Genomic DNA, 23,399 nt, shown 5'->3' with positions numbered 1-23,399 from the left:
GGGGCGCGCCGGGCGGTCGCGCAAGGGGCAAGGCGAGCGGTGCTGACATATCTTTAACCCAAATGTGACTTTGCTTCCGGGCCGATCCGTTGGATGAGGGGGCATGTTCAAACACGTCTTCCCCCTTTTGCTTGCGCTGGTCTGCGCGGCGCCGCTTGGCGCGGGCCCGGCGGATGGCGTCGTCTCGCTTGAGGTTCTGCCCGGTTGGCGCACCGATCAGGGCACCCATATGGCGGGCCTGCAAATCCGTCTGGCGCCCGGCTGGAAGACCTATTGGCGCGCGCCCGGCGATGGCGGCATCCCGCCCCGGTTCGGCTGGCAGGGGTCGCAGAACATGGATGGGGTGGCGTTCCATTGGCCGGTGCCCGAGGTGTTCGACCAGAACGGCATGCGGTCCTACGGATATGCCGACAGCGTAGTGATCCCGGTTGAGGTTTCGGTCCCCGATGCGGCGCGCGCTGCGCGGATGAAGGGCGCGGTCCAGCTTGGCGTGTGCGAGGATATCTGCGTGCCGGTGGTGCTGGAGTTCGATGCGGCTCTGCCCGCGTCCGGTGCACGCACCCCCGCCATCGTCGCAGCCCTTGTGGACCAGCCGACCCCCGCCGCACGGGCCGGGGTGACGGGGGCCACCTGCGCCTTGCGGCCCACGGACAGGGGGCTGGAAGTGACCGCACGGATCGAGATGCCCCGCCACGCGCCGGACGAGGTGGTGGTCATCGAGGCGGGCGATCAGCAGGTCTGGGTCTCACAGCCCGAAACATGGCGCGACAGCGACCTGTTCGCCCGGGCCGAGATGATCCACGTCGAGCAGGGCGCCTTTGCGTTGAACCGCTCGGACATGCGGATCACTGTACTGACCGGCGGGCAGGCGGTCGATATTCAGGGCTGCGCCGCGGACTAGGGTGCCGCAGCGTGGCGGCGTTTGCGGGCGCGGCCCACGGCCAACGCGGCGGCGAAATAGACCAGCAGCAACCACAGCAGCGTAAGCGTTAGATAAAGTGCCATGGCGACGGCTGTGCCCCCGTTGAGCAGTGGAAGCCCTCGGGCCAGCGCAGGAAGCGGTGCGCCCGTGATCAGGACCGGCGCGACCAATGCGCCGAAAAGGACAAGCGCGCCCAACGCGGCAATCCGCGCCGGAGCGGTGACGCCGGTGCCCGGTCCGGTCAGCGACCGTTTGGCCGAGCGGACTTGCACCGCGACATCGCCCTGAACCGCCATCAGCGATGGCACGATGAGCAGCACCAGCACCATGCCGAAGCCCAGACCATAGACCAGCGTGATCACGGTCGGCTTGAGGAACTCCGCCTGCGACGAGCCTTCGTAGAGCAGCGGCATCAGGCCCAGCACGGTGGTCAACGTGGTCAGCAGCACGGGGCGCAGGCGGTCGCTGACCCCGTCGATGATCGCGGGGATCAGACCCCGGGTCGCTGCGTATTCGTCGATGGTTTTCACCAGCACGATAGAGTCGTTGATGATGATTCCGGTCATGCCCAGCAGGCCCACGACGGTGAACATCGACAGCGGCACGCCCCATTGCGCATGGCCGTAGATCGTGCCGATCAGGCCGAAAGGGATGATCGCCATCACCACCAGCGGACGGGTCCAGCTTTGGAAGATCCACGCCAGCGTCAGGAAGATGCCCGTCAGGCAGAAGATCGCACCGATGCGGGCATCGCTGAGAAAGGCGTCCTCCTGCTCGCTCAACCCCGACAACGAGGTCGAGACGTTGTAGGCGGCTTCGACGCGCGGCAGGATATCGTCGCGGATGAGCGTTTGAATCTCCGCCGCACGGTGGGCGTCGTCATCGGCCAGATCGCCGGTGACCGAGATCAGTTGCACGCCATTCTCGCGGCTGACCGTGGAAAACCCCGTGCGCGAGGTCACGGTGACGATGTCCGCCAGCGGCAGGTAGGTGCCGCCCGTGGCCCGCATCAGGGTGCGATCCAGAAAATCGGCCGTCAACTCTCCGGCGGGCAGTTCGACGCGGACGGTCGCGGACCGTGGCCCTTCGGGATAGGTCGCGGCCTCGATCCCGCCCAGACGGTCGCGCAATACGCGCCCCAGCCCGTCGATGGTGAACCCCAGCGCTTGGCCCTGCGGGGTGAGCGCGAGGATCAATTCTTCCTTGTCATAGGCCAGCGAATCCTCGAGCGCCGAAACCTCACCAAACTGCGCCAGTTCCGATTTCAGGGCTTCGGCGGCGGTCTTCAGCACTTCGGAATTGGCGCCGAACAGTTGCACGTCGATGTCGTCGCCCCCCGGACCGCTGCCCCAGGACCGGAAGCTGACCGTTTCAGCCATCGGATGTTTGACGACCCGTTCTTGCAGATCGGACACGAAGGCAAAGCTGGAGTAGGGGCGGGCGTCGGCGTCGATCAGTTCGATGGAAATCGCGCCCAGCTGGTCGGCGTCCTTGGTGTCGGACCCGGCGATGCCGCGCCCGGAATTGCCGCCGATCTCGGCGATGACATAGGCAAGCGGGTTGGTGCCGTAGCGGTCTTCATACTCTGCCCCCAGCGCCTCGGTCACGTCCTGCAGGCTTTGCATCATCGCCAGCGTGTCCGCCCGTTCCGCACCCGGAAGCATGGCGAAATTGCCGGTGATGCTGCCCTGCTCGGGGGAGCTGAAGAACCGCCATTGCACATCCCCCCGGATGAAGGCGGCGCCCTGCAGCGCCAGCAGGGCCACGGCGAAGGCCAGCACCGGATAGCGCGCCCGGATCACCCCGGCCATGAACGGCCGGAACAGCCGCGCCTTCGTCCAGTCCAAACCCCGGTTCACCACGCGCGACGGCGCGTCATACCAGCGCCCCTCGCCGGTGTGGGACAGGGCGGACTTCATGTGGTGGGGCAGGATCAGGAAACATTCGAGCAGCGAGGCGATCAGCACGACGATGACCGTAAAGGGAATGTCGGCGATGAGGTCGCCGAAGCGGCTCCCGATGGCCACCAACCCCAAGAAGGCGATGATCGTGGTGAGGGTGGCGGAAAACACCGGGTTGAACATTTTGCGCGCGGCGTTCTCGGCGGCTTCGGCGGGGCCTTCGCCGAGCTTGCGGCGGCGGTGGTCGGCGTGTTCGCCCACGACGATGGCGTCATCGACGACGATGCCCAGCGTGATGATCAGCGCGAAAAGCGAGATCATGTTGATCGTCAGCCCCGCCAACCACATCAGCGCCACCGCGCCGCACAGCGCAGCGGGGATCCCGGCGGCGACCCAGAAGGCGGTGCGGGCGTTCAGGAACAGGAACAACAGGCCCACGACCAGCGCCAGCCCCAGCAATGCGTTTTCGTAAAGGATGTTCAGGCGCCCGGTGATCAGCTCGGCGCGGGCGCGGATCAGGTCAATGCTGCTGCCGGCGGGCAGGGTGGCAGCATAGGCGTCGGCCACCTGTTGCACGGTGTCCTGCACCTTGATCGCATCCCCGGTGGCGGAGCGGTCCACGCGGATCGAGATGGCCGGATTGTCGCCCACGAAATAGGCCCGTTGCCGATCCACCCCTTCGACGGTCACCTGTGCCACGTCGCCCACGGTCAGCGCGGCCCCACCGGGGGCGGTGCGCAGCACGATGGCCGCGATCTCATCCGCGCTGCGCCGCTCGACCCCGGTGCGGACCCGCGCCGCACCCGAGACGTCGCCCGCGGGATCGGCCGTCACCTCTTGCGCGATGGCGGCGGCGATGTCGGACATGGAGATGTCGTGGCGCACCAGCGAGAGCGACGGCACCTCAACAATGGTCGAAGGCGCGGCGACCCCGCGGATGGTCGTGCGCGTGACCCCTTGGGCGAACAGGCGCACGACGAATTCATCGGCGAAACGCGCCAGTTGATCGGGGCTGACGGGTCCGGTGATGACCACGTCCGTCACCCGGTCGGACCATTGCGCCCGGCGCACCCGGGGGTCGTCGGCATCCTCGGGCAGGTTCGACGTGGAATCGACGGCGAGTTGTACGTCCTCGGCGGCTTTCGCCATGTCCCAGCCCGGTTCGAACTCCAACCGGATGCGGGCCGACCCTTCGGAGGAGGTGGAGGACGTCGTGGTGACCCCTTCGACGGCCAACAGGGCCGGTTGCAGCACCTGCACGATGGCGTCGTCCACGTCCTGCGCGCCCGCGCCCCTCCATGTGACCGAGACGTTGACGCTGTCGATGATCACATCGGGGAAGAACTGCGCGCGCATCTTGGGGAAGGTGGCGATCCCGGCGGCCAGCATGAGGACCAGCAGAAGGTTCGCCGCCGTGCGGTGGCGCGTCAGGTAAGACAGGATGCCGCCGGGCCTGAGCGTGCCGGCGCCGGGCATCAGGTGCCCATCCGCGCTTCCAGCCGCGCGACGACGTCCCAGGGGACTTCATCCTGCTGCAACTGGTCGAGCAATCGCGTCTTGACCGGATCGGGCATGGGCGCGCTTTGCACAAAGGCGATCATTCCCGCGCGGCGGTCCGGGTCCAGCGTCACCATGCGGGGCGCATCTGCGGGGTCGGCCGCATCGGGGGGTGCGGCGGCTGCGGCATCGATGGGCTGCACGGCGATCCCCGCCCCCAGAAGCGGCGAGCGTTCGGCCACGATCTGTTTGCCGTAAAGACGCGGCGCGCGGATGATCACGTCGTTCCCCTGACGGCGCAGCAGATCGACCGCAACCTCGATCAATCGGTTGTCGGGGTCGAGCATCAGGGCCGTGTCGTTGGCGGCAATCGCGGTGGCGGGCACTTTGGCCACGTCGTGCAGGGCCGGTTCACGCACGGTCACGGTGACGAAATCACCGGGCCGGAAGCCTGCCGTGTTGTCGAGCCGGGCGAAGACCAGCCGTCCGGTCTGCCCCTCTCCGACGCTGGCGCCTTCGCGGGTGATGTGGCCCGTGGCGGTCAGGGTGAAGCCCTGTGCATCCAGCGTGACGGTGACAGGTGCTTGGGGCAGGGTGCCGCTGTCTTCGACAAGGCGGGCATATTGCGCGGTGGACAGGCGGAACGCGACCTCGAGCTTCGCGCTGTCGATCAGTCGGCCCAAGCGTTCGTTGGCGGTGACGCGCAGGCCCTTGGCGATGGACACGTCCTCGAGAATGCCCGTGAAAGGCGCACGGATTTCGGTGTCGCCCAAGGCGCGGTCCGCATCTGCAAGGTTGAGCCGCGCGCGGTCCAGGCGGGTCGCCGCCTGATCCAGCCGCGCCTGTGCCTGCGCCAGCGCCTGCCGGCGCGACAAAACCGCCTGATCCGCCGAAGACAGGGCAAGTTCGGCAGCCTCGATCGCGGCGGCGGTGCCGACGCCCCGCTCGGACAGGTCCCGTTGCCGGCGCAGGGCCTGCGCCCGCAGGGTCGCTTGTTGCTGGGCGGCGGTCACTTCGTCTTGCTGCAAGCGCGAGGCGCGCTCGGCGTCGCGCACCTCGGCCTCGGCATCGCGCAGATCGGCGGCGGTCCGGTCGCGCGCGGATTGGGCATCGCGGGGGTCGATCCGCACCAGCATCTCGCCCGCGTCCACGCGCCCGCCGGTCACGAAATTTTCGGAGAGGTCCAGCACCGTGCCGCCAGTCAGCGCGCGCACGTCGAAGGTGTTGGTGCTGCCCAGCTCACCGAAGACCTGCAGTTCGGGCGTGATGGTGTCGGGCGTGACCTGCACCACGTTGACCACCTGCACCCGTTCGCGCTGCGGAAAGCTGCGCGGCTCGGCGTTCATCCGCTCTTGCACTGCAAGCCGCACTGTGTTGCCAGCCCATGCGAACAGCGCCAGCGTCGTGGCCAGCAGGAAGATCCCGACGAGAGAGCGTCGCAAGAAATGCACGGTCCAAACCTCCTGATGCGGCCGGCGTGCCCGGTTCCGCGTTCCGGTCAGAGTCTATACGCAAGTTGCGCCCCTGTGGATGGTTATTTGCGCCGCAGGTGTTCGTCGAGGCGGGGCATGATTTCCACGAAATTGCAGGGCATGTGCCGGTAGTCGAGCTGATGGACAAGGATCTCGTCCCAGGCGTCCTTGCAGGCCCCGGTGCTGCCGGGCAGGGCGAACAGATAGGTGCCCTGCGCCACGCCGCCGGTGGCGCGGGACTGCACCGCGCTGGTGCCGATCTTGGCGATGGAGACGTGGGTGAACAGGGTGCCGAAGGCGTCGATTTCCTTCTCGTAGACGTCGCGGTGCGCCTCAACCGTGACATCGCGGCCGGTCAGGCCCGTGCCGCCGGTGCTCAGGATCACGTCGATCCGCGGATCGGCGCACCATGCGCGCAACTGCGCGGCGATCCTGTCCCTCTCATCGGGAAGGATCTCGCGCGCGGCGAGGGTGTGGCCCGCCGCTTGCAAACGGTCCACCAGCGTCTGGCCCGAGCGATCTTCGGTCAGGGTGCGGGTGTCAGAGACCGTCAGCACGGCGATGCGGACGGGGATAAAGTCGCGGGTCATTGCAGGTCTTTCAGTTTCGCCTTGAGCGCCAGAAGATCGGCCCAAGCCTCGCGTTTGGCGGCGGGCTGCGCCAGAAGATGGACGGGCGGGAACATCGGCAAAGCGGGCAGGGATGCCGCTTCAACCCATTTGCCGCGCAGCCGTGTCATGCCGGATTTCTTCAGCAGCGTATGACAGGGCGCATTGCCCATAAGCACCAGAACCTTCGGCGCGGCGAGTTCGATATGACGCTCCAGAAACGGCAGCATCATGGCGATTTCGGCGGCCGAGAGGTCGCGGTTCTGCGGCGGGTTCCATGGCACGATGGGTGCGGCATAGATCGCAGCCGCGCCGCTGCGCGACAGGCCGATGGCGGCCAGCATCTTGTCCAGCAGCACGCCGCTGCGCCCGCTGAACATGTGGCCCGCGCGGTCGTCGTCGCGGTCCGGCGGATCGGTCAACACCATCACCGGCGCGCCTGCCACCCCATCCGAGAAGATCAGGTTGCGCGCGGCGGTCTTCATCTCGCAATGTTCGAACGCGGCCAGCGCGGCGCGCAATCCCGCAAGGTCCGACGCTGCCTGCGCCGCGAGCCGCGCCACCGCGACCGGGTCCACGACCTCTTCCTCGACCGGGGCGGGCGGGGCGTCGGGCGCCGTGGTGACGACGGCGGGTTTGGGCGCGGGCTTGCGGTCTTCCAGCGCATAGCGGTCGATGGGCGCATCGCCAATCGCCTCATCCACGCCCATCTCGACCTGCCAATCGAGAAGCGCTTTCGCCGTCCAGTAATCCAATGCCGATTCCATGGCTGCACCCTAGCGCGCCGCGCGGCGGAGTTCACGCGCTGATCTTGCCCCGTTCCGGTGCGCCCCATATAAGCGGCGCGACCAAGGAAGGGACGCCCATGACATTCCGCGCCGCACATCTGCTGGGGATCGAACACCTTCACCCGACCGAGATCACAACGTTGCTGGATCTGGCGGATCAATACGCCGAAGACAACCGCAAGGGCCGCGCCCATCGGGACGTGCTTGAGGGGCTCACCCAGATCAACATGTTCTTCGAGAACTCGACCCGCACGCAGGCGAGTTTCGAGATTGCAGGCAAACGACTGGGCGCGGATGTGATGAACATGGCGATGCAGGCCAGTTCGATCAAAAAGGGCGAGACGCTGATCGACACGGCGCTGACGCTCAACGCGATGCGGCCGGATTTGTTGGTGGTGCGGCATCCGAACTCTGGCGCCGTGGACCTGCTGGCGCAGAAAGTGAATTGCGCGGTGCTGAACGCAGGCGACGGGCGGCACGAACATCCGACGCAGGCGCTGCTGGATGCGCTGACGATCCGGCGTGCCAAGGGACGCTTGCACCGCCTGTCGATCGCGATCTGCGGCGACGTGGCCCACAGTCGCGTGGCGCGGTCGAACATCATGCTCTTGGGCAAGATGGAGAACCGCGTGCGGCTGGTCGGCCCGCCGACGCTGCTGCCCAGCGGTGTTGAGGACCTTGGCGTTGAGGTGTTCCACGACATGCGCGAAGGTCTGCGCGACGTGGACGTGGTGATGATGCTGCGGCTGCAGAAGGAACGCATGGACGGCGGATTCATCCCGTCGGAGCGGGAGTATTTCCACCGCTACGGGCTGGACGCGGAAAAGCTTGGCCACGCCAAGCAGGACGCCATCGTCATGCATCCCGGCCCGATGAACCGCGGCGTTGAGATCGACGGTCAGATCGCCGACGACATCAACCGCTCGGTCATTCAGGAACAGGTCGAAATGGGCGTGGCCGTGCGGATGGCGGCGATGGACCTTCTGGCGCGGAACCTGCGCGCCAAGCGCGGAGCACAAGCCGCCGGGGTCATGGTGTGAGCGAGGCCCCGCCGCTTGAGGCGGGCGAGGTTCTGTTGCACCACCACCGCCCCGATCTGGCCGCGTTCCGGCGCACCGCGCTTGTGTTGCTTGCCGTGACCCTTGTCCCGACACTGGCCATGGTCGCGGCCTTTCCTGACAGCCTGTGGGGCGCGGCCCCCCTGTTCATCGCCTGTCTGCTACTAACGCAAGAGCGCGTGACCCTCGGGCGGCATGCGGCCTGGATCACCAACCGGCGCATCCTGTTGCAGAACGCTGCGCCCGTGGCCTTGCGGAATATTGCCACCATAAAGGTCGTCGGGAACGCAGTGCGGCTTCGGACCGTTGATCCTGCAAGGCGCGTCACGCTGTCCTACCCCAGCGACAAGACGGCCTTGCGCGACGTGATCGACACCGCACGACAGGAGGCACCATGACCGAGACTGTGACCGACTACGAACACGGACGCACCCGCGTCTTTCACCTTGACCACACCACCGGAGCCCCCGAGAGCGCCACGGTCTCGGACCTGCAGGCCGCGCTGGGCGTCGATCAGATGGACGCGGCCCATGTGCAACGCGTGGTGATCTCTGATCTGGGCGACATGACACTGTCGCAATTTCTGGCCAGCGGATATGACACCAACCCTGCGAAACTCGCCGCGCGGGAAAATGCGCTGAACGCCTTGACCGGCGTGGCCTTCATCGTCCGCTCGGCGGCTTTTCCCGAACGGCCCGTCACGCTCAACACCGAAGGCGACGCCGATCTGGTGGCGACCTTCGACGATCCGGCCGTGGTCGACGCGTTCACGCCCGAGATCGAAAGCCCGTCCGCCGAAGGCATCCTGACCCCGCCACCGGTCAAATCGCCACCGTCGGACAAGGCCATGGCGGGCCGGGTGGCGATGATTGCGCTTCTGGTGATGGCGCTGCTTGTGCTCGTGATCGTCCTGATCGCCTGAACGGCGCATAGGCCTTGACCCTGCGCGGCAATCCCTCTTGAAAGGGGCCATGCGCACGCTTTTCCAGAACGCCCGCCTGATTGACCCCGAAGCCGGAACCGACACGCTCGGCTCCCTGATGGTCGTGGACGGTGTGATCACCGATGTCACCGGCACGCCGGACGACGTGGTGGACTGCCGCGGCAAATGTCTCGCGCCCGGGATCGTCGACATGGGAGTGAAGGTGTGCGAGCCGGGCGAGCGGCACAAGGAAAGCTTCGCCTCGGCCGGTCGGGCGGCCGTGGCGGGCGGGATCACCACCATCGTCACCCGCCCGGACACGGACCCGGCGATCGACACCCCCGAAACGCTGGAATTCGTCGCCCGCCGCGCCTCGGCGGATGCATTGGTGAACGTGTTGCCCATGGCGGCGCTGACCAAGGAGCGCGCCGGGCGCGAGATGACCGAGATCGGGTTTCTGATGGACGCGGGCGCGGTGGCCTTCACCGATTGCGACCGGGTCGTCACCGACACCAAGGTGTTCAGCAGGGCGCTGACCTATGCCAAGTCCTGCGGAGCCCTCGTCGTGGGTCATGTGCAGGAACCGGGATTGAGCGCGGGCGGGGCCGTGACTTCGGGCAAGTTCGCCACCCTGCGCGGCCTGTCCGGTGTGTCGCCCATGGCCGAACGGATGGGGCTGGACCGTGACATCGCGCTGCTGGAAATGACCGGCGCGGCCTATCACGTGGACCAGATCACCACCGCCCGCGCCCTGCCAGCGCTTGAGCGGGCCATGGCCAACGGGTTGAACATCACCGCCGGGGTGGGCGTCCATCACCTCACGTTGAACGAAATGGACGTGGCCGACTACCGCACCTTCTTCAAGCTCAAACCCCCGCTGCGGTCCGAGGATGACCGGCTCGCCGTGGTTGAAGCGGTCGCTGCCGGGGTGATCGACATCATCTCCTCCATGCACACGCCACAGGACGAGGAATCCAAACGCTTGCCCTTCGAAGAGGCGGCCAGCGGCGCGGTCGCGCTTGAGACACTGCTGCCGGCGGCTTTGCGCCTTGTCCACGCGGGCCATATGGAGCTGCCGCATCTGTTCCGCGCCCTGTCGCTGAACCCGGCCAAGCGGCTGGGCCTGCCCTGCGGTCGGCTGTCGGTCGGCGCGCCCGCCGATCTGGTGCTGTTCGATCCCGACGCGAGCCTGCGCCTTGATCGCTTCAAGCTGCATTCCAAATCCAAGAACACGCCGTTCGACGGCAGCATCCTGCAAGGGCGCGTGATCGCGACCTATGTGGGTGGCACCAACAAGACACAGGAGCTGCCCGATGCTTGAGTTTGCCAGCACGTCCCAGACGCTGATCCTTTGGGCCATCCTTGGCTATATCGTCGGTTCGATCCCCTTCGGGCTGATCCTTGCGCGGGTCATGGGGCTGGGCAACCTGCGCGACATCGGATCGGGCAACATCGGCGCCACCAACGTGTTGCGCACAGGTTCGAAACTGGCGGCGGCGCTGACCTTACTTTTGGACGCGGGCAAGGGGCTTGTCGTGGTCTTGCTGGCGCGGGCGCTGGCGGCGGAGGATGCCGCGCATCTGGCGGCCTTCATGGTGATGCTGGGCCATTGCTTTCCGGTCTGGCTCAAGTTCCGCGGCGGCAAGGGGGTCGCGACCTTTCTGGGCATTCTCTACGCGCTGGCCTGGCCCGTGGGGATCGCGGTGTGCCTGACGTGGCTCGCCACGGCGGCTCTGTTCCGCTATTCGTCGCTGGCCGCACTTGTGGCGGCGGCGTCAACGCTGGTCTGGGCCCCGCTGCTCGGCGCCTCGCATATCCTGCTGTTGGGGGCCTGCCTTGTGGCGCTGATCTTCTGGCGCCACGCGGCGAACATCCACCGGCTGGTGGCGGGCACCGAAAGCAAGATCGGCGCGAAGTGAGCTTTGGCGACCGGCTTGCCGCGCTGCCGCTGGGCACATTCCGCGGCCATGCCCACGGGCGCGACTGGATCGTCACCCGCAGCCTAGTCTCGGGCGGGCGGGGTGAGAAACTGGTGGCGGAAGCGCTGGACGGGTCTGATTATATCAGCCTTAACCTTTACCGCCTGACGTCGGGCGAGCTTCTGAAGCCTTGCGAAATGTCCGACGCGAAAGTGCGGGCCTTTGTCGCGGCCTTGACGGTCTTGTCATGAAAACCGGTCGACCGGCTGACATTTCAACCGGCCGACCGCAGCCTATTCAGGGCCTTTGCGCGTCCAGCAATTCAGCCGTCCGCTTGGTGTTCTGGTAAATGCCCAGAAACAGATAAAGCATGCCACCCATCAGGACGACATAAACAGCGCCGCCGACAAGAACGAATAGTCCTGTCATAAAGCCTCCGCCCTGATATGCGGGCAGACTCCACGCCATTACAGTTGCAATAAGCACGCCGATGCTCATGATGACCACAAGAATATTGATCAGCATTTCCAGCGAATTGATAAAAAAGTCCCTCATAATCTTCCTTTCACGCGGGTCATAATCAACCCGAGCAAGTTTCAATCAGAAGGCGAATTGAAAGGCAATGGCTATCTAAAGCCGGATCGCGATTGATCCCTGAGATTGCCAAATTACATCATCAATAGCTGTATTCCGCATAAATTCGGCTCAGGTCGCCGTTCCATTCCCCGTGGTATTTGTCGAGCAACTCATCGGCGGGGGTCTTCCCGCTCTCGATGCTTTCCTTGAGCGCGTTGAGGAAGTGCGTCTCGTCCGGGACCAGCCCGCCTGCGCCCGGCATGGCGCGGTTTTTCAGGCCGAGTTCCGCGATCCGGACCGCTTCGCGCGCGATGTCGTGCATGGATTGGCCGCCGACGCTGGCCTGCAACCCATGGACCGACGCCTCTATCCGCCAGGCTTCGCGGGTCTCTTCATCCCAGCCCTTGCACAGGTCCCACGCCGCATTGAGCGCGTCCTGATCGTAGGTCAGGCCGACCCAGAACGCCGGCAGCGCGCAGAGCCTGCGCCATGGGCCACCATCGGCGCCGCGCATCTCGATGAAGCGTTTCAGGCGCGCTTCGGGGAAGGCGGTGGTGAGGTGGTCGGCCCAGTCGGACAGGGTCGGCTTCTCACCGGGCAGGGCGGGCAGTTCGCCGCGCAGAAAGTCGCGGAACGACTGGCCCAAGGCGTCGATATATTCGCCATCGCGATAGACAAAATACATCGGCACATCGAGGGCGTATTCCGCGTAGCGTTCAAATCCGAAATCGTCGTCGAAAACGAAAGGCAACATGCCCGTGCGCGCATCATCGAGGTGCCGCCAGATCCGGCTGCGCCATGACTTGTGGCCGTTGGGCTTGCCCTCGAAGAACGGCGAATTGGCGAACAGCGCCGTGGCCACCGGTTGCAAGGCTATCGCCACACGCATTTTCTGGATCATGTCGGCTTCGGAGCCGAAATCAAGGTTCACCTGCACCGTGCAAGTGCGCCGCATCATCATTTTGCCTGCGGTGCCCACCTTGTCCATATAGGCATCCATCAGCTTGTAGCGGCCCTTGGGCATCAGCGGCATCTGGTCGTGGGTCCACTCGGGCGCGGCGCCCAACCCGATGAAGCCGACGCCGATCTCGTCCGCGATGGATTTCACCTCGGCCAGATGGCTGTTCACCTCGTCACAGGTCTGGTGGATGGATTCCACCGGCGCGCCGGACAGCTCCAGGGCACCACCGGGTTCCAGCGACACGTTGGCGCCCTCTTTCTCGAGCCCGATAAGGAAGCCGCCTTCGGTCACCGGCGCCCAGCCGAACCGGTCGCGCAGCCCCGAGAGCACCGCTTCGATCGACCGCTCGCCCGCGTAGGGCAGGGGCTTGTGGCTGTCGGTGCAATAGCCGAATTTCTCGTGCTCGGTGCCGATACGCCAGTCGGACTTGGGCTTGCAGCCATCGGCCAGATATTGAGCCAGCTGGTCGTGATGTTCGATCGGACCGCCGCCGGATTGTGGAATGGACATGATAGGCGCTCCGTTGGTTCGCATGAAGATCAAGAGGTGGCTGAGCCGAAGCGTAGTGTCAATCGCGATCAGTGCAACCGTCGATAGGGTCTGTGGTCCGGTGCCATCCAGACGGTCATCGGCGCCGGTGGGGTGCGGTCGAGCATCGACAGCAGGTGTTCGGTTTTCATGCCGGGCAGGGCGGTGAAGACCTCGAACAGGGCTTCGACCCCGCGGGCGTTGACCGGAATATCAAGCTGGCTGCCGTCGCGGTGGATCAGCCGCCACGCCGGTGCGGGTGTGAGGTCGAGTTGCACGAGCTGGTCCAGTTCGGCCACGCCCCCGTCGAGCGGGCCGAGATAGGTGATGCGCCGTTCGTCCAGCGTGACCACGCCGGGGCCGTCACTGGGCGGGCGGAAGCGGACCTTTTGCGCGGCGGCGAAGGCCAGCACGCCGCCCAGCCCCGCAAGCCCCCATCCCAGCCATTGCACGATCCCGAACGACGCAAAGCCCCACCAGAGGCCAAGGCCGGACAGGGCCAGCGCGGCCAGCACTTCACGCCAGCGCCACAGGGCGGACTTGACGGCGGGGCGGATCATCGCGGGGCGTGCCCCTGTTTGAAGAAGATCATGGCAAAGCGACCGATGGGGGCGAAGCCCACGGCTTCATAGGCGTTCTGGGCCGAGGGGTTGTCGGCAAAGAGGATCGCACGGGTCTTGCCCGCCGCCCGCGCCTCGGCCAGATGCAGCGCCACCGCCCGGCGCGCCAGACCGCGGCCGCGCTGTGCGGGCGGCGTATAGACCCCGCCAACCTGCACGAGGTCATCCGCTTCGGCGTTGAACCCCGTCATCGCCAGCGGCACGCCCTCGGCTTCCAGCACGCGGTGGCTGTTCGCCGCGATGTAGGCGGCGATTTCGTCTGCGGCTTTTGCGCGGGCGGTCTCTTCGGGTTCACCGAGAATGTTGATTTGATAATCCGTGCGCCACGGGATCAACGCGGCGCGGTCGGCGCCGGTCAATGGGCGCAATGTGCCGGGTCCATCCTGCGCGACGAGGTCGGAGAGCGTCAGGGCGTAAAGCACCTCGTCCGAGTTCAGGTTTGTCGGCTGATCCCGCAGCCCCGCCGCCCGCAGCAGGGCGTCGATCTGGTCGCCATCGCCGATGGCCCCGGTGATCGGCGCGGGAAGGAGGGCCAGCGGCCTTGCCCAATCGCCAGCCGCGGGCCACTGCGCCATGACCACACCCTTGGTCGATTGCGCAACAACGCCCGACACCGGGTGGCCAGTGATATAGAACGTCATGGCGTAATCCTGCGCGGCCCCGGTGGCCCCGAACTTGCGCAGGTTCGACAGCAAAAAGACCGAGGTTTCGATATGGGCCTGCAGGAAGGCTTCGATTTCGGGGGCATCCTCGGGGGTTGCGGGCCTCCAGCTCATCGCCAGTCTCCCAGATGCGCTTGCCACAGGGTGAGCGCCGCCAACGCCGCCGTTTCCGCCCGCAGGATGCGCGGGCCAAGGCTGACCGGATGGGCGCAGTTCATCCCCCGCAGGCGGTCCCGTTCGGCCTCGGTAAAGCCACCTTCGGGACCGATGAAAATCGCCCAAGGTCCAGCTTCGGTCGGCAGCGTCGCAGGGGTGCCGGCGAGCGTTTCATCGCAGAACAGGATGCGCCGCGCCGGGTTCCAATCGTCAAGCAGTCGGCCGAACCTCTGCACCGGATCCACGGGTGGCAGATAGGTCGCTTCGCATTGTTCCGCCGCTTCCAGCGCGGTGGCCTGCAGCTTGTCTTGCCGCAAGCGATTCGCAGCTTGGGTGAAGCCGGTCTGCATGGGGATCAGCCGCGCGGCCCCCAGCTCAACGGCCTTTTCCACGATAAAGGCGGTGCGTTCCTTGCGGATCGGGGCAAAGACCAGCCAGAGGTCCGGGGGCATCTGCAGCGGCCGCGTCTGCGCTTCGCATTCCAGCACGCCGTTTTTCTTGGCCGCCGCGATGATCCGCGCCTCCCATTCGCCGTCGTGGCCGTTGAACAGCGCTACGGTGTCGCCCACGTCAAGCCGCATCACGCCGAACAGGTAATGCGCCTGTTCCCGCGACAGCGCGACCCTTTCGGACGCCGCCAAAGGGTGATCTACATATAGTCGAATACGGGAAGATTTCGCGGCCATGAGGGGACCATATGACCGACGACAACGGGATGCCAGAGGCGCCGGAACGTCTTGTTGCAGATGCCAAGGCGGGCAATTGGGTCGACACGCGCGCGCCGCGGTCCGCGCGGCCTTTCCTGCGGCTCAGTCGCGCCGACCGGCCCATCGGCACCTGGCTGCTGTTGCTGCCCTGTTGGTGGGGGTTGTTGCTGGCAATGCTGCACACCGGAACCGCTGGATGGTTCGATCTGTGGATCGCGCTGGGCTGCTCTCTGGGGGCGTTCCTGATGCGCGGCGCGGGCTGCACGTGGAACGACATCACCGACCGCGAGATTGACGGCTCGGTGGCGCGGACGGCCAACCGGCCTATCCCCTCGGGGCAGGTGGGGGTGCGCAAGGCGCTGGTCTGGATGGCGCTGCAAACCTTTCTGTCGCTGCTGATCCTGCTGACCTTCAACAGCGCGGCGATCGGTCTGGGGTTCCTCGCCCTTGTACCCGTGGCAATCTATCCGTTTGCGAAACGGTTCACCTATTGGCCGCAGGTGTTCCTTGGCCTTGCCTTCAACTGGGGCGCCTTGCTGGCCTGGACGGCGCACACCGGATCGCTGGGCTGGCCTGCGGTTCTGCTCTACGCCGCCGGTATCGCCTGGACGCTGTTCTATGACACGATCTATGCCCATCAGGACGCTGAGGATGACGCCCTGATCGGGGTGAAATCCACCGCCTTGCTGTTCGGCGAGACGACGCCGCGCTGGCTGCGCTATTTCATGGTTGGCACCGTCTTGCTCATGGGGCTGGCGGTGGTTCTGGCCGCGTTGGATCGTTCGGTTCTGGCGCTGATCGTGGCGCTGGGCGGGCCTTGGGCGATGGGCTGGCACCTTGCTTGGCAGCAGAGAAGCTTCGATGCGACGGACAGCGGCTCGCTTTTGCGGCTATTCCGCTCGAACCGCGACGCGGGGCTGATCCCCGTGCTGTTTTTCGCCGTCGCCCTGTTGCTCTAGCCGAAGGGCGATTGAACACCGGCGCGCAACGGCCTAAGCACACACCATTCACAACCAAGGACGCGATATGCGCCTCTCTGCCCTTTTTGTTCGTCTCGCTGTTTTCCTTGTCGCGGCCATCGGGTGCGGAATCGGGGCGCAGGCGGTCGTGGCAACGGTTGAGCAGCGGTCGGTCGAGGCGGTGCAATCGGCCCTGATCGACAGCGGCTATGAATTTGCCTCCGTGCTGGGCGACGGGTTGCAGGTGATCCTTGAGGGCGAGGCAGAGTCAGAGGCCAAACGCTTTCGCGCGCTGTCCACCGCAGGGCACATGGTCGACGCCAGCCGAGTGATCGACAACATGACCATCAAGGTGAGCGAGGCCATCGAAGCGCCCGAGTTCTCGATGGAGATCCTGCGCAACGACAGTGGCATTTCGGTGATCGGTCTGGTGCCGCTGTCTTCGGACACCGAAGCCCTGACCACGACGCTGGCCGACATGGCCGGGCGCGACGGGAACTTCGCCGATTTTCTTGAATCCGCCGATTATGACGTCCCCGAGGGCTGGAACAGTGCCGTGACCTACGCGCTGCGGTCCCTGCGGCAGATGCCGCGCTCGAAGGTCTCGGTCCGGGCCGGGCGGGTCGAGATCGAGGCGATCACCGATTCCCCCGAACAGAAGGAAGCCCTTGAGACGCGGTTGCGGCAATCGGCCCCCCGTGGGTTGCGGGTGGTGCTCGACATTCTGGCGCCCCGGCCCGTGGTATCGCCCTTCGTCACCCGCTTCGTCATCGACGACGACGGGGCGCGGTTTGAAAGCTGCGTGGCCGACACCCCCGATGCCGAACGCCGGATCATCGCCGCCGCCCGCGCCGCTGGGGCCGAAGGTGTGTTGACCTGCACGCAAGCGCTGGGCGCGCCGACCGTGCGCTGGGCGGATGCGGTGGTGATGGGCATCGAAGCGGTGCATGAGCTGGGCGCAGGCACGTTGACCATCTCTGACGCCGACATGACCTTCGTGGCGAAGCCCGGTGAAGTGGCGGGCAATTTCGACCGCATCGCCGGCGAGCTTGAAAATGACCTGCCCGAAGTATTCGCCCTTGATGCCATCCTGCCCGAGGTGCCAAGCGCGACCGACGGCGGCCCGCCGCAGTTCATCGCCACCCTGAGCCCCGAAGGGCTGGTGCAGTTGCGGGGCCGTGTGTCCGACGACCGGCTGAACACCACCGCCGAGAATTTCGCCCGCGCCAAGTTCGGCTCGGCGGACATCTCCATGGCGACCCGCGTCGTGGATGGCCTGCCCGGCGGCTGGCCGATGCGCGTGCTGGCGGGGATCGAAGCGCTTTCGAAGCTGTCCAACGGGTCCGTCACGGTCGAGCCGGACATGATCGCCATCCGTGGCAATACCGGGGTGCAGGAAGCCGACGCCGAAATCTCGGGCATCCTGATCGAGAAGCTGGGCACCACTGCGAAATTTGAGGTCGATGTGACCTATGTGGAAGCTCTCGACCCGATTGCAGCACTGCCCACGGAAGAAGAATGCCTTGCCAATATCGAGATCGTCACCGAAGCGCGCAAGATCACCTTTGAGCCCGCGTCCGCCACCATCGCCGGGGCGGGGGCGGCGATCCTCGACGATATCGCCGAGATCCTGCAGAAATGCCGCGACCTCGAGATCGAGATTGCGGGCTACACCGACAGTCAGGGCTCGGAAGAGGGCAACCAGCGTCTGAGCCAACAGCGCGCCAACGCCGTGCTTGACGGGTTGCGCGTGCGTCGGGTGCCGGTGTCCAATTTCAAGGCCGTCGGCTACGGTGAGGCGAATCCGATTGCCGACAACTCCACCGAAGAAGGGCGCGAGGCGAACCGCCGGATCGAATTCTCCCTCATCGAGCCCGAGCCGACCGAGGAAGAGCAGACCGCGCTGGAAGAAATGGAAGCCGGGGCCGGGGCGGGCGCGGCCGAAGAGGGCGAGGCCGGTGACACGGAAGCCGAAGATGGCGACGCCGATACCGCCGAAGACGCAGGCGGCGACGCCGCACAAGAAGATGCCGCAGAAGAAGACGGAGCCACCGAATGAACCGAACCGAATTCATCGTCGCGACAGCGATCATCCTGTTCGTGGCCTTCTGCCTTGGCTGGTTCGCCAGCTGGCTGGTCAATCGGTTCACCCGCGTTTCCAAGGCCGAGATCGGTGAACTCGACCGTATGGCGCAGGCCCTGCACGAGGCCGAGGAAACCCGCGATCAGGCGATCACTTATCTGCAACAGCGCGAGGCCGAGATCACCAACCAGCTGAGCCAAACCGAAGCGGAACTGCGCGCGGCGATGGACGGGCTTCGCGATGCCCGCCGCGAAGCGGAAGAACTGCGCAACCACATCGATCGGCAAAACGCAGGCTGAATTAACCCGACAGGTGCGGCCCGCGGGATCGGGCGGCGGTTTGGATCTAGCGGCTCAGGTGATCCGAGGTGAACACATAATCCCCCGCGCCCGCGTGGCAGGCGATGCAGCCCTGATCCGCGCCCTTGGCCACCCGTCCTGCAAGCTCCATCCCGGCGGGATTCTTGTCGAGGGACCCATCGGGCAGGAATTTGACCCAGAACCAGTTATCGTTGTCGTCATCATAGCCTTCCGCGCGACGGAACATGACGGTATATGCCGCAAGGTGGGTGTCCGGGTCGGCCAGCACGTCATCCAGTGACACGCCCTCGGGGCCGAAATTCCGTTTCACGATCAGATCGCCGGTATGGCCGTCAATCGTCGCCTTGGAATAGAAGGTCTCGAGCATCATGCCGTGGGGGGCGACCCCGTCGTAGGGAAAGGACCGGACCATACCGTCCCCAGCGAGGTTCTGTTCCTCCAGCGCCTGCCAGACAAGCGCCGCATAATCCGCATCGGCGGGGGTTCCGAACTCTTGCGCAGGGGCCGCGCTTGCGGCGATGCCCAGCGACAGACAGGCAAGTTTCATTGGGTGTTTCATGGCAGCCTCCTTGTTTGAATGGTGCAAGGCTACGGCGAAACTACCTCGCGCCGGATCACCATTGGATCACCTGTGCGCGATCACCTTGTGGCCAATCGTGTTTGGACGTCCCGGGCTTTGGTGGCCGAGGATAGTGGTGTCAACTCGACCCTGCATTACAGGAGCCCGTTTGCCCCATGACGACCCCCGCCCCCTTTCTGCTGGCCGCTTGCGCCGGTCTGCTGCTGACCGATGCCCGGGCTGCGCCGCAGACCGAAACGCTGTCGCGGCTGGCGGCGTCGTATAAGCAGGACGCGGGCAAGCGGGGGCCGTGCGTGTCAAACGGCACGGACAGATCGTTCTATTTCGCCGCCGAAGCCCGCAGTGGCGTGCGCCGTACGGGCCGGCTTGCACCGGGTGAGATGCTTTGCACCACGGGTCACGGCGCGGGCGGCGTGGTGTCGGTGTATGAGTCCCCCGACGTGGTCGAAGGATGCTCGCGTTTGGTGGACGGCCCGGTGCCGGAGGTCCTGCGACGCTACGCCGATTTTGACCGCTGTACTTGGAGTTCGCACGACCCAGAGTGACCGGCGGGCGGCGGTTAAGCGTCCTGTTCGACCAAAGCCTCAAGGATCGACATGGCGCTGTCGCTGGTCCAGTCGGCATCCCCGATCAAGCGCGCGATCTCGTAACCTTGGGGATCAAGGATCAGGGTCACCGGCAGGCCGACCACCCCGAAATCCCGCGCCAGCGCGCTGCTGGCGTCGGAATGCATGGGCAGGTTATCGACGCCGATCTCTTCGAAGAAGCGCTCCATCGCAGGGCGCTGGTTGGTGCCGGTGGCGATTGTCACCACCTCAAGTTCGTCCCCGAACCGCTTTTGCAGCTCGGACAGATGGGGCATCTCCTTGCGGCAGGGGGCGCACCATGTGGCCCAGAAGTTCAACACCACGTGCTGCCCTTCGAAGGCGGCCAGCGTCATGTCGCTGCCGTCCTCATGCTTGAACGGCACGTCAGAGCCGCGATTGGTGGCGAATTGCAGCTTCATCATGTCGCCCCCGCGCAGCGCTTCGACCGCGGCAAAGTCATGGGCCGGCATCGTGGGGCTTTCGCTCGTGTCCAAGGCCAAGTATAGCCCTGCGGCAATACCGGCCACCGCGGCAGCTGCGAAAATCAGTTGTTTCTTCATCGGTCACACCCAGCGTTAAGGACACCCGCCATGTCAGACAAAAAATCGTCGAATGCAATGTGGGGAGGGCGCTTTGCCGCAGGGCCCGATGCCATCATGGAGGCGATCAACGCCTCGATCGGGTTTGATCGGAGATTGGCAAAGCAAGACATCGAAGGCTCCCGCGCGCATGCGGCCATGTTGGCGGCTCAAGGTATTGTTAGCGATACGGATGCCGAGGCGATCCGTGAAGGCCTCCTCACGGTGTTGTCAGAGATCGAGGGCGGGACGTTCGCCTTTTCCACCGCGCTCGAAGACATTCACATGAACGTCGAGGCGCGCCTGAAAGAGATCGTGGGCGAGCCTGCGGGGCGTTTGCACACGGGCCGGTCGCGCAATGATCAGGTGGCGCTGGATTTCCGGCTTTGGGTGCGCGACCAATGCGATGCCGCGGACGACGCGCTCAAGGCGCTGATGCTGGCCCTGATCGGGCAGGCGGAAGAGGGCGCCGATTGGGTCATGCCCGGGTTCACCCATTTGCAGGTGGCCCAGCCGGTCACATGGGGTCATCACATGATGGCCTATGTAGAGATGTTCGCCCGTGATCGCGCCCGCTTTGCCGATGCCCGCGCGCGGATGAACGAATCGCCCCTTGGCGCGGCGGCGCTGGCTGGAACCTCTTTCCCGCTGGACCGCGAGATGACGGCAAAGGCGCTGGGCTTCGACCGCCCCATGGCCAATTCGCTCGACGCCGTGGCAGCGCGGGATTTCGCGTTGGAATTCCTCGGCGCGGCGAGCATCTGTGCCATGCACCTGAGCCGGCTGGCCGAAGAGTTGGTGATCTGGTCCTCGGCCCAGTTCCGCTTTGTGTCCATGTCCGACCGCTGGTCCACCGGCTCAAGCATCATGCCGCAAAAGCGCAACTCCGATGCGGCCGAGCTTCTGCGCGCCAAGATCGGGCGCATTTTCGGGGCGAACGTGGCCTTGATGACGATCATGAAGGGGCTGCCGCTGACCTATTCCAAGGACATGCAGGAAGACAAGGAACAGACTTTTGATGCCGCCGACAACCTGATGCTGGGCCTTGCCGCGATGACCGGCATGGTTGCGGATATGAAGGGCCGCCCCGACGATCTGCGCGTGGCGGCGGCGATGGGCTTTTCCACCGCCACCGATCTGGCCGACTGGCTGGTGCGCGAATTGAACCTGCCGTTCCGCGACGCTCATCATGTGACGGGCGCGCTGGTGGCGAAAGCCGAAGAGAAGGGCTGCGACCTGCCGGAGTTGTCGTTGGAAGACATGCAGGCGGTGCATGCGGGCATTACTGAGGCGGTGTTCGATGTGCTGGGCGTCGACAACTCCGTGCGCAGCCGCACCTCTTACGGAGGCACCGCGCCGGACAACGTCCGATCCCAGATCGCCCGCTGGAAAGAGGCGCTGGCGTGACCCGTCTTGCGGTGCTGCTCGCTCTGCTGGGTCTGGCGGCCTGCGGCGCCGACGGCGAGCCCGAGCGGCCGAGCGGTGCTGTCGTCGCAACGCCCGCGCCGGTTGCGGCCACCAACGGGACGATCAGACAGGACGCGAGGTTGTGATCCATTGGCTGAGCGCCGCGCCGGATGCGGGCGGCGGATCAGGTATTTGAGAACCAGAGAAGACGGGGGACCGGCGCGCAGCCGCGGCCTTGGGTTTTCCTGAACGAGAGATCGGAGGGTCGGATGGACCATTTTCTTTACCGGAACGGCCAGTTGATGGCCGAGGATGTCCCCGTGACCGAGATCGCGGCCAGCGTCGGCACGCCCTGTTATATCTATTCCACCGCCACGCTTTTGCGGCACTTCCAACTGTTTGAAGAGGCTTTGCAGGGCACCGACCATCTGGTGTGTTTTGCGGTGAAGTCGCTGTCGAATGTCGCCGTGCTCAAGGTTCTGGGGGACGCGGGCGCGGGGATGGATGTCGTGTCGATCGGCGAATACAAGCGCGCCCGGGCGGCGGGTGTCGCTGGCGAGCGGATCGTGTTTTCCGGGATCGGCAAGACCCGCGCGGAGATGCGCGAGGCTTTGGAAGGTGGCATCCGCCAGTTCAACGTCGAGAGCGAGCCGGAAATGCAGGCTCTGTCCGAGGTGGCCGTCAGTCTGGGCAAGGTCGCGCCGATTACCGTGCGGGTGAACCCGGATGTGGATGCCAAGACCCATGCGAAGATCTCGACCGGGAAGAAGGAAGACAAGTTCGGCATTCCGATCAGCCGCGCGCGCGAGGTCTATGCGCTGGCCGCGTCCTTGCCGGGGCTGAAGGTGGTGGGGATCGACGTGCACATCGGCTCGCAACTCACCGACTTGGAACCGTTCCGGCAGGCCTATCGTAAGGTGGCCGAGCTGACCGGGGTGCTGCGCGCCGAGGGGCACGAAATCAGCCGCCTTGATCTGGGCGGCGGCCTTGGGATTCCCTATGCCCGCGACAACAACGCGCCGCCCTTGCCCATCGAATACGGCGCCATGGTGCGCGAAGAGGTGGGCCATCTGGGCTGCGAGATCGAGATCGAGCCCGGGCGGCTGATCTCGGGCAATTCCGGCATTCTTGTGAGCGAGGTGATCTACGTCAAATCCGGCGAAGAGCGCGAGTTCCTGATCGTCGATGCGGCCATGAACGACCTTGTGCGGCCTGCCATGTATGACGCCTGGCACGACATCGTGCCGGTCGTCGAACCCGCCGCCGGGGCGGAGGCGCAGGCCTATGACGTGGTCGGCCCGATCTGCGAGAGCGGCGACACCTTCGCCAAGGCCCGCCCCTTGCCGCAGTTGGCACCCGGGGCGCTTGTCGCATTCCGCTCTGCCGGGGCCTATGCCGCTGTAATGGCAAGCGAATACAACTCGCGCCCACTGGTTCCCGAGGTGCTGGTGCAGGGCCATCAATTCGCGGTTATCCGCCGACGCCCGACCTTTGACGAGATGATAAATCGCGATACCATACCCGAGTGGCTGTGACCGTTCCGGCGCCGCCTTCAGACTAGGAGTGTCCCCCTGACACCCATCGGACC

The 23,399-nt window shown here is 65.5% G+C and carries 25 protein-coding genes; 14 read left to right on the top strand and 11 right to left on the bottom strand.

All coding sequences use genetic code 11. The features are described from left to right. Window positions 1-103: 103 nt before the first annotated feature. Window positions 104-901, top strand: a complete 798-nt coding sequence (locus tag DC363_RS05710; protein WP_108640169.1) for a protein-disulfide reductase DsbD domain-containing protein — start codon at window positions 104-106, stop codon at window positions 899-901. Here the strand turns inward: DC363_RS05710 and DC363_RS05705 are convergent. The 4 genes from DC363_RS05705 to DC363_RS05690 form a co-directional block, all read right to left on the bottom strand. Then, entirely contained in the window at window positions 898-4,299 is a 3,402-nt protein-coding gene (locus tag DC363_RS05705) for an efflux RND transporter permease subunit (RefSeq protein ID WP_108640168.1), read from the bottom strand. The genes DC363_RS05710 and DC363_RS05705 overlap by 4 nt on opposite strands. After that, complete coding sequence (locus DC363_RS05700; protein ID WP_108640167.1) at window positions 4,299-5,771, bottom strand: efflux RND transporter periplasmic adaptor subunit; 1,473 nt, start codon at window positions 5,769-5,771, stop codon at window positions 4,299-4,301. Before DC363_RS05700 ends, DC363_RS05705 begins: the two co-directional genes overlap by 1 nt. A gap of 83 nt (window positions 5,772-5,854) precedes the next feature. Next, window positions 5,855-6,382 (bottom strand): molybdenum cofactor biosynthesis protein B, encoded by a 528-nt coding sequence (gene moaB / locus DC363_RS05695; RefSeq protein WP_108640166.1) that lies wholly within the window; start codon window positions 6,380-6,382, stop codon window positions 5,855-5,857. Further along, entirely contained in the window at window positions 6,379-7,167 is a 789-nt protein-coding gene (locus tag DC363_RS05690) for a uracil-DNA glycosylase (RefSeq protein ID WP_108640165.1), read from the bottom strand. The genes moaB and DC363_RS05690 overlap by 4 nt, the downstream gene beginning before the upstream one ends. A gap of 98 nt (window positions 7,168-7,265) precedes the next feature. On the opposite strand from DC363_RS05690, the gene DC363_RS05685 reads away from it, so the two are divergent. Genes DC363_RS05685 through DC363_RS05660 form a run of 6 tightly spaced genes read left to right on the top strand, consistent with a single transcriptional unit; the run spans window position 7,266 to window position 11,338 of the window. Then, window positions 7,266-8,228 carry an aspartate carbamoyltransferase catalytic subunit gene (locus DC363_RS05685; RefSeq protein ID WP_108640164.1) on the top strand — a complete coding sequence of 321 codons (963 nt, stop codon included), beginning with the start codon at window positions 7,266-7,268 and terminating at the stop codon, window positions 8,226-8,228. Next, complete coding sequence (locus DC363_RS05680; protein WP_108640163.1) at window positions 8,225-8,644, top strand: hypothetical protein; 420 nt, start codon at window positions 8,225-8,227, stop codon at window positions 8,642-8,644. The genes DC363_RS05685 and DC363_RS05680 overlap by 4 nt, the downstream gene beginning before the upstream one ends. Further along, complete coding sequence (locus tag DC363_RS05675; RefSeq protein WP_108640162.1) at window positions 8,641-9,168, top strand: hypothetical protein; 528 nt, start codon at window positions 8,641-8,643, stop codon at window positions 9,166-9,168. Before DC363_RS05680 ends, DC363_RS05675 begins: the two co-directional genes overlap by 4 nt. Before the next feature lie 49 nt (window positions 9,169-9,217). Beyond that, a complete protein-coding gene (gene pyrC / locus DC363_RS05670; RefSeq protein WP_108640161.1) occupies window positions 9,218-10,489 on the top strand; it encodes a dihydroorotase in 1,272 nt (423 codons plus the stop codon). Continuing rightward, entirely contained in the window at window positions 10,482-11,087 is a 606-nt protein-coding gene (gene plsY, locus DC363_RS05665) for a glycerol-3-phosphate 1-O-acyltransferase PlsY (protein WP_108640160.1), read from the top strand. Before pyrC ends, plsY begins: the two co-directional genes overlap by 8 nt. Beyond that, window positions 11,084-11,338 carry a hypothetical protein gene (locus DC363_RS05660; protein ID WP_108640159.1) on the top strand — a complete coding sequence of 85 codons (255 nt, stop codon included), beginning with the start codon at window positions 11,084-11,086 and terminating at the stop codon, window positions 11,336-11,338. The genes plsY and DC363_RS05660 overlap by 4 nt, the downstream gene beginning before the upstream one ends. A gap of 46 nt (window positions 11,339-11,384) precedes the next feature. On the opposite strand, the gene DC363_RS05655 is transcribed toward DC363_RS05660, so the two are convergent. The 5 genes from DC363_RS05655 to DC363_RS05635 all read right to left on the bottom strand — a co-directional run bounded on the left by DC363_RS05655 (window position 11,385) and on the right by DC363_RS05635 (window position 15,276). After that, window positions 11,385-11,642 carry a hypothetical protein gene (locus DC363_RS05655; protein WP_108640158.1) on the bottom strand — a complete coding sequence of 86 codons (258 nt, stop codon included), beginning with the start codon at window positions 11,640-11,642 and terminating at the stop codon, window positions 11,385-11,387. Between the two features lie 121 nt (window positions 11,643-11,763). Next, entirely contained in the window at window positions 11,764-13,134 is a 1,371-nt protein-coding gene (locus tag DC363_RS05650; protein WP_108640157.1) for a glutamate--cysteine ligase, read from the bottom strand. Window positions 13,135-13,202: 68 nt separating this feature from the next. Further along, a complete protein-coding gene (locus tag DC363_RS05645) occupies window positions 13,203-13,712 on the bottom strand; it encodes a hypothetical protein (protein ID WP_108640156.1) in 510 nt (169 codons plus the stop codon). Next, window positions 13,709-14,548, bottom strand: coding sequence for a GNAT family N-acetyltransferase (locus DC363_RS05640; RefSeq protein WP_108640155.1), 840 nt, complete (start codon window positions 14,546-14,548; stop codon window positions 13,709-13,711). Before DC363_RS05640 ends, DC363_RS05645 begins: the two co-directional genes overlap by 4 nt. Further along, complete coding sequence (locus DC363_RS05635; protein ID WP_108640154.1) at window positions 14,545-15,276, bottom strand: 16S rRNA (uracil(1498)-N(3))-methyltransferase; 732 nt, start codon at window positions 15,274-15,276, stop codon at window positions 14,545-14,547. The genes DC363_RS05640 and DC363_RS05635 overlap by 4 nt, the downstream gene beginning before the upstream one ends. Window positions 15,277-15,287: 11 nt before the next feature. Here DC363_RS05635 and ubiA point away from each other — a divergent pair, with 11 nt between their 5' ends. The 3 genes from ubiA to DC363_RS05620 all read left to right on the top strand — a co-directional run bounded on the left by ubiA (window position 15,288) and on the right by DC363_RS05620 (window position 18,638). Then, window positions 15,288-16,256 (top strand): 4-hydroxybenzoate octaprenyltransferase, encoded by a 969-nt coding sequence (gene ubiA / locus DC363_RS05630; protein ID WP_108640153.1) that lies wholly within the window; start codon window positions 15,288-15,290, stop codon window positions 16,254-16,256. 67 nt (window positions 16,257-16,323) lie between these two features. Next, entirely contained in the window at window positions 16,324-18,315 is a 1,992-nt protein-coding gene (locus DC363_RS05625; protein WP_108640152.1) for an OmpA family protein, read from the top strand. Continuing rightward, window positions 18,312-18,638: a hypothetical protein gene (locus DC363_RS05620; protein ID WP_108640151.1), complete on the top strand. Its 327-nt coding sequence runs from the start codon at window positions 18,312-18,314 to the stop codon at window positions 18,636-18,638. The genes DC363_RS05625 and DC363_RS05620 overlap by 4 nt, the downstream gene beginning before the upstream one ends. A gap of 46 nt (window positions 18,639-18,684) precedes the next feature. On the opposite strand, the gene DC363_RS05615 is transcribed toward DC363_RS05620, so the two are convergent. Then, entirely contained in the window at window positions 18,685-19,218 is a 534-nt protein-coding gene (locus DC363_RS05615) for a hypothetical protein (protein ID WP_241962931.1), read from the bottom strand. A gap of 176 nt (window positions 19,219-19,394) precedes the next feature. Here DC363_RS05615 and DC363_RS05610 point away from each other — a divergent pair, with 176 nt between their 5' ends. Then, on the top strand, window positions 19,395-19,784 hold the full coding sequence (locus DC363_RS05610; RefSeq protein WP_108640149.1) for a hypothetical protein: 390 nt from the start codon (window positions 19,395-19,397) through the stop codon (window positions 19,782-19,784). A gap of 14 nt (window positions 19,785-19,798) precedes the next feature. Here DC363_RS05610 and DC363_RS05605 read toward each other — a convergent pair whose 3' ends face one another. Next, the gene (locus DC363_RS05605; RefSeq protein WP_108640148.1) at window positions 19,799-20,386 is read right to left on the bottom strand and encodes a TlpA family protein disulfide reductase; all 588 of its coding nucleotides are present in this window, start codon (window positions 20,384-20,386) and stop codon (window positions 19,799-19,801) included. Window positions 20,387-20,416: 30 nt separating this feature from the next. On the opposite strand from DC363_RS05605, the gene argH reads away from it, so the two are divergent. From argH to lysA, 3 genes are all read left to right on the top strand, one after another. Further along, a complete protein-coding gene (gene argH / locus DC363_RS05600; protein ID WP_108640147.1) occupies window positions 20,417-21,811 on the top strand; it encodes an argininosuccinate lyase in 1,395 nt (464 codons plus the stop codon). Then, entirely contained in the window at window positions 21,808-21,957 is a 150-nt protein-coding gene (locus DC363_RS16800; RefSeq protein WP_158270835.1) for a hypothetical protein, read from the top strand. The genes argH and DC363_RS16800 overlap by 4 nt, the downstream gene beginning before the upstream one ends. Before the next feature lie 123 nt (window positions 21,958-22,080). Beyond that, complete coding sequence (lysA, locus tag DC363_RS05595) at window positions 22,081-23,346, top strand: diaminopimelate decarboxylase (RefSeq protein WP_108640146.1); 1,266 nt, start codon at window positions 22,081-22,083, stop codon at window positions 23,344-23,346. Window positions 23,347-23,399: the final 53 nt, after the last annotated feature.

It is taken from the genome of Thalassorhabdomicrobium marinisediminis (assembly GCF_003072065.1).
Lineage (GTDB): Bacteria > Pseudomonadota > Alphaproteobacteria > Rhodobacterales > Rhodobacteraceae > Octadecabacter > Octadecabacter marinisediminis.
This window is presented reverse-complemented; position numbering and strand designations above follow the sequence as displayed.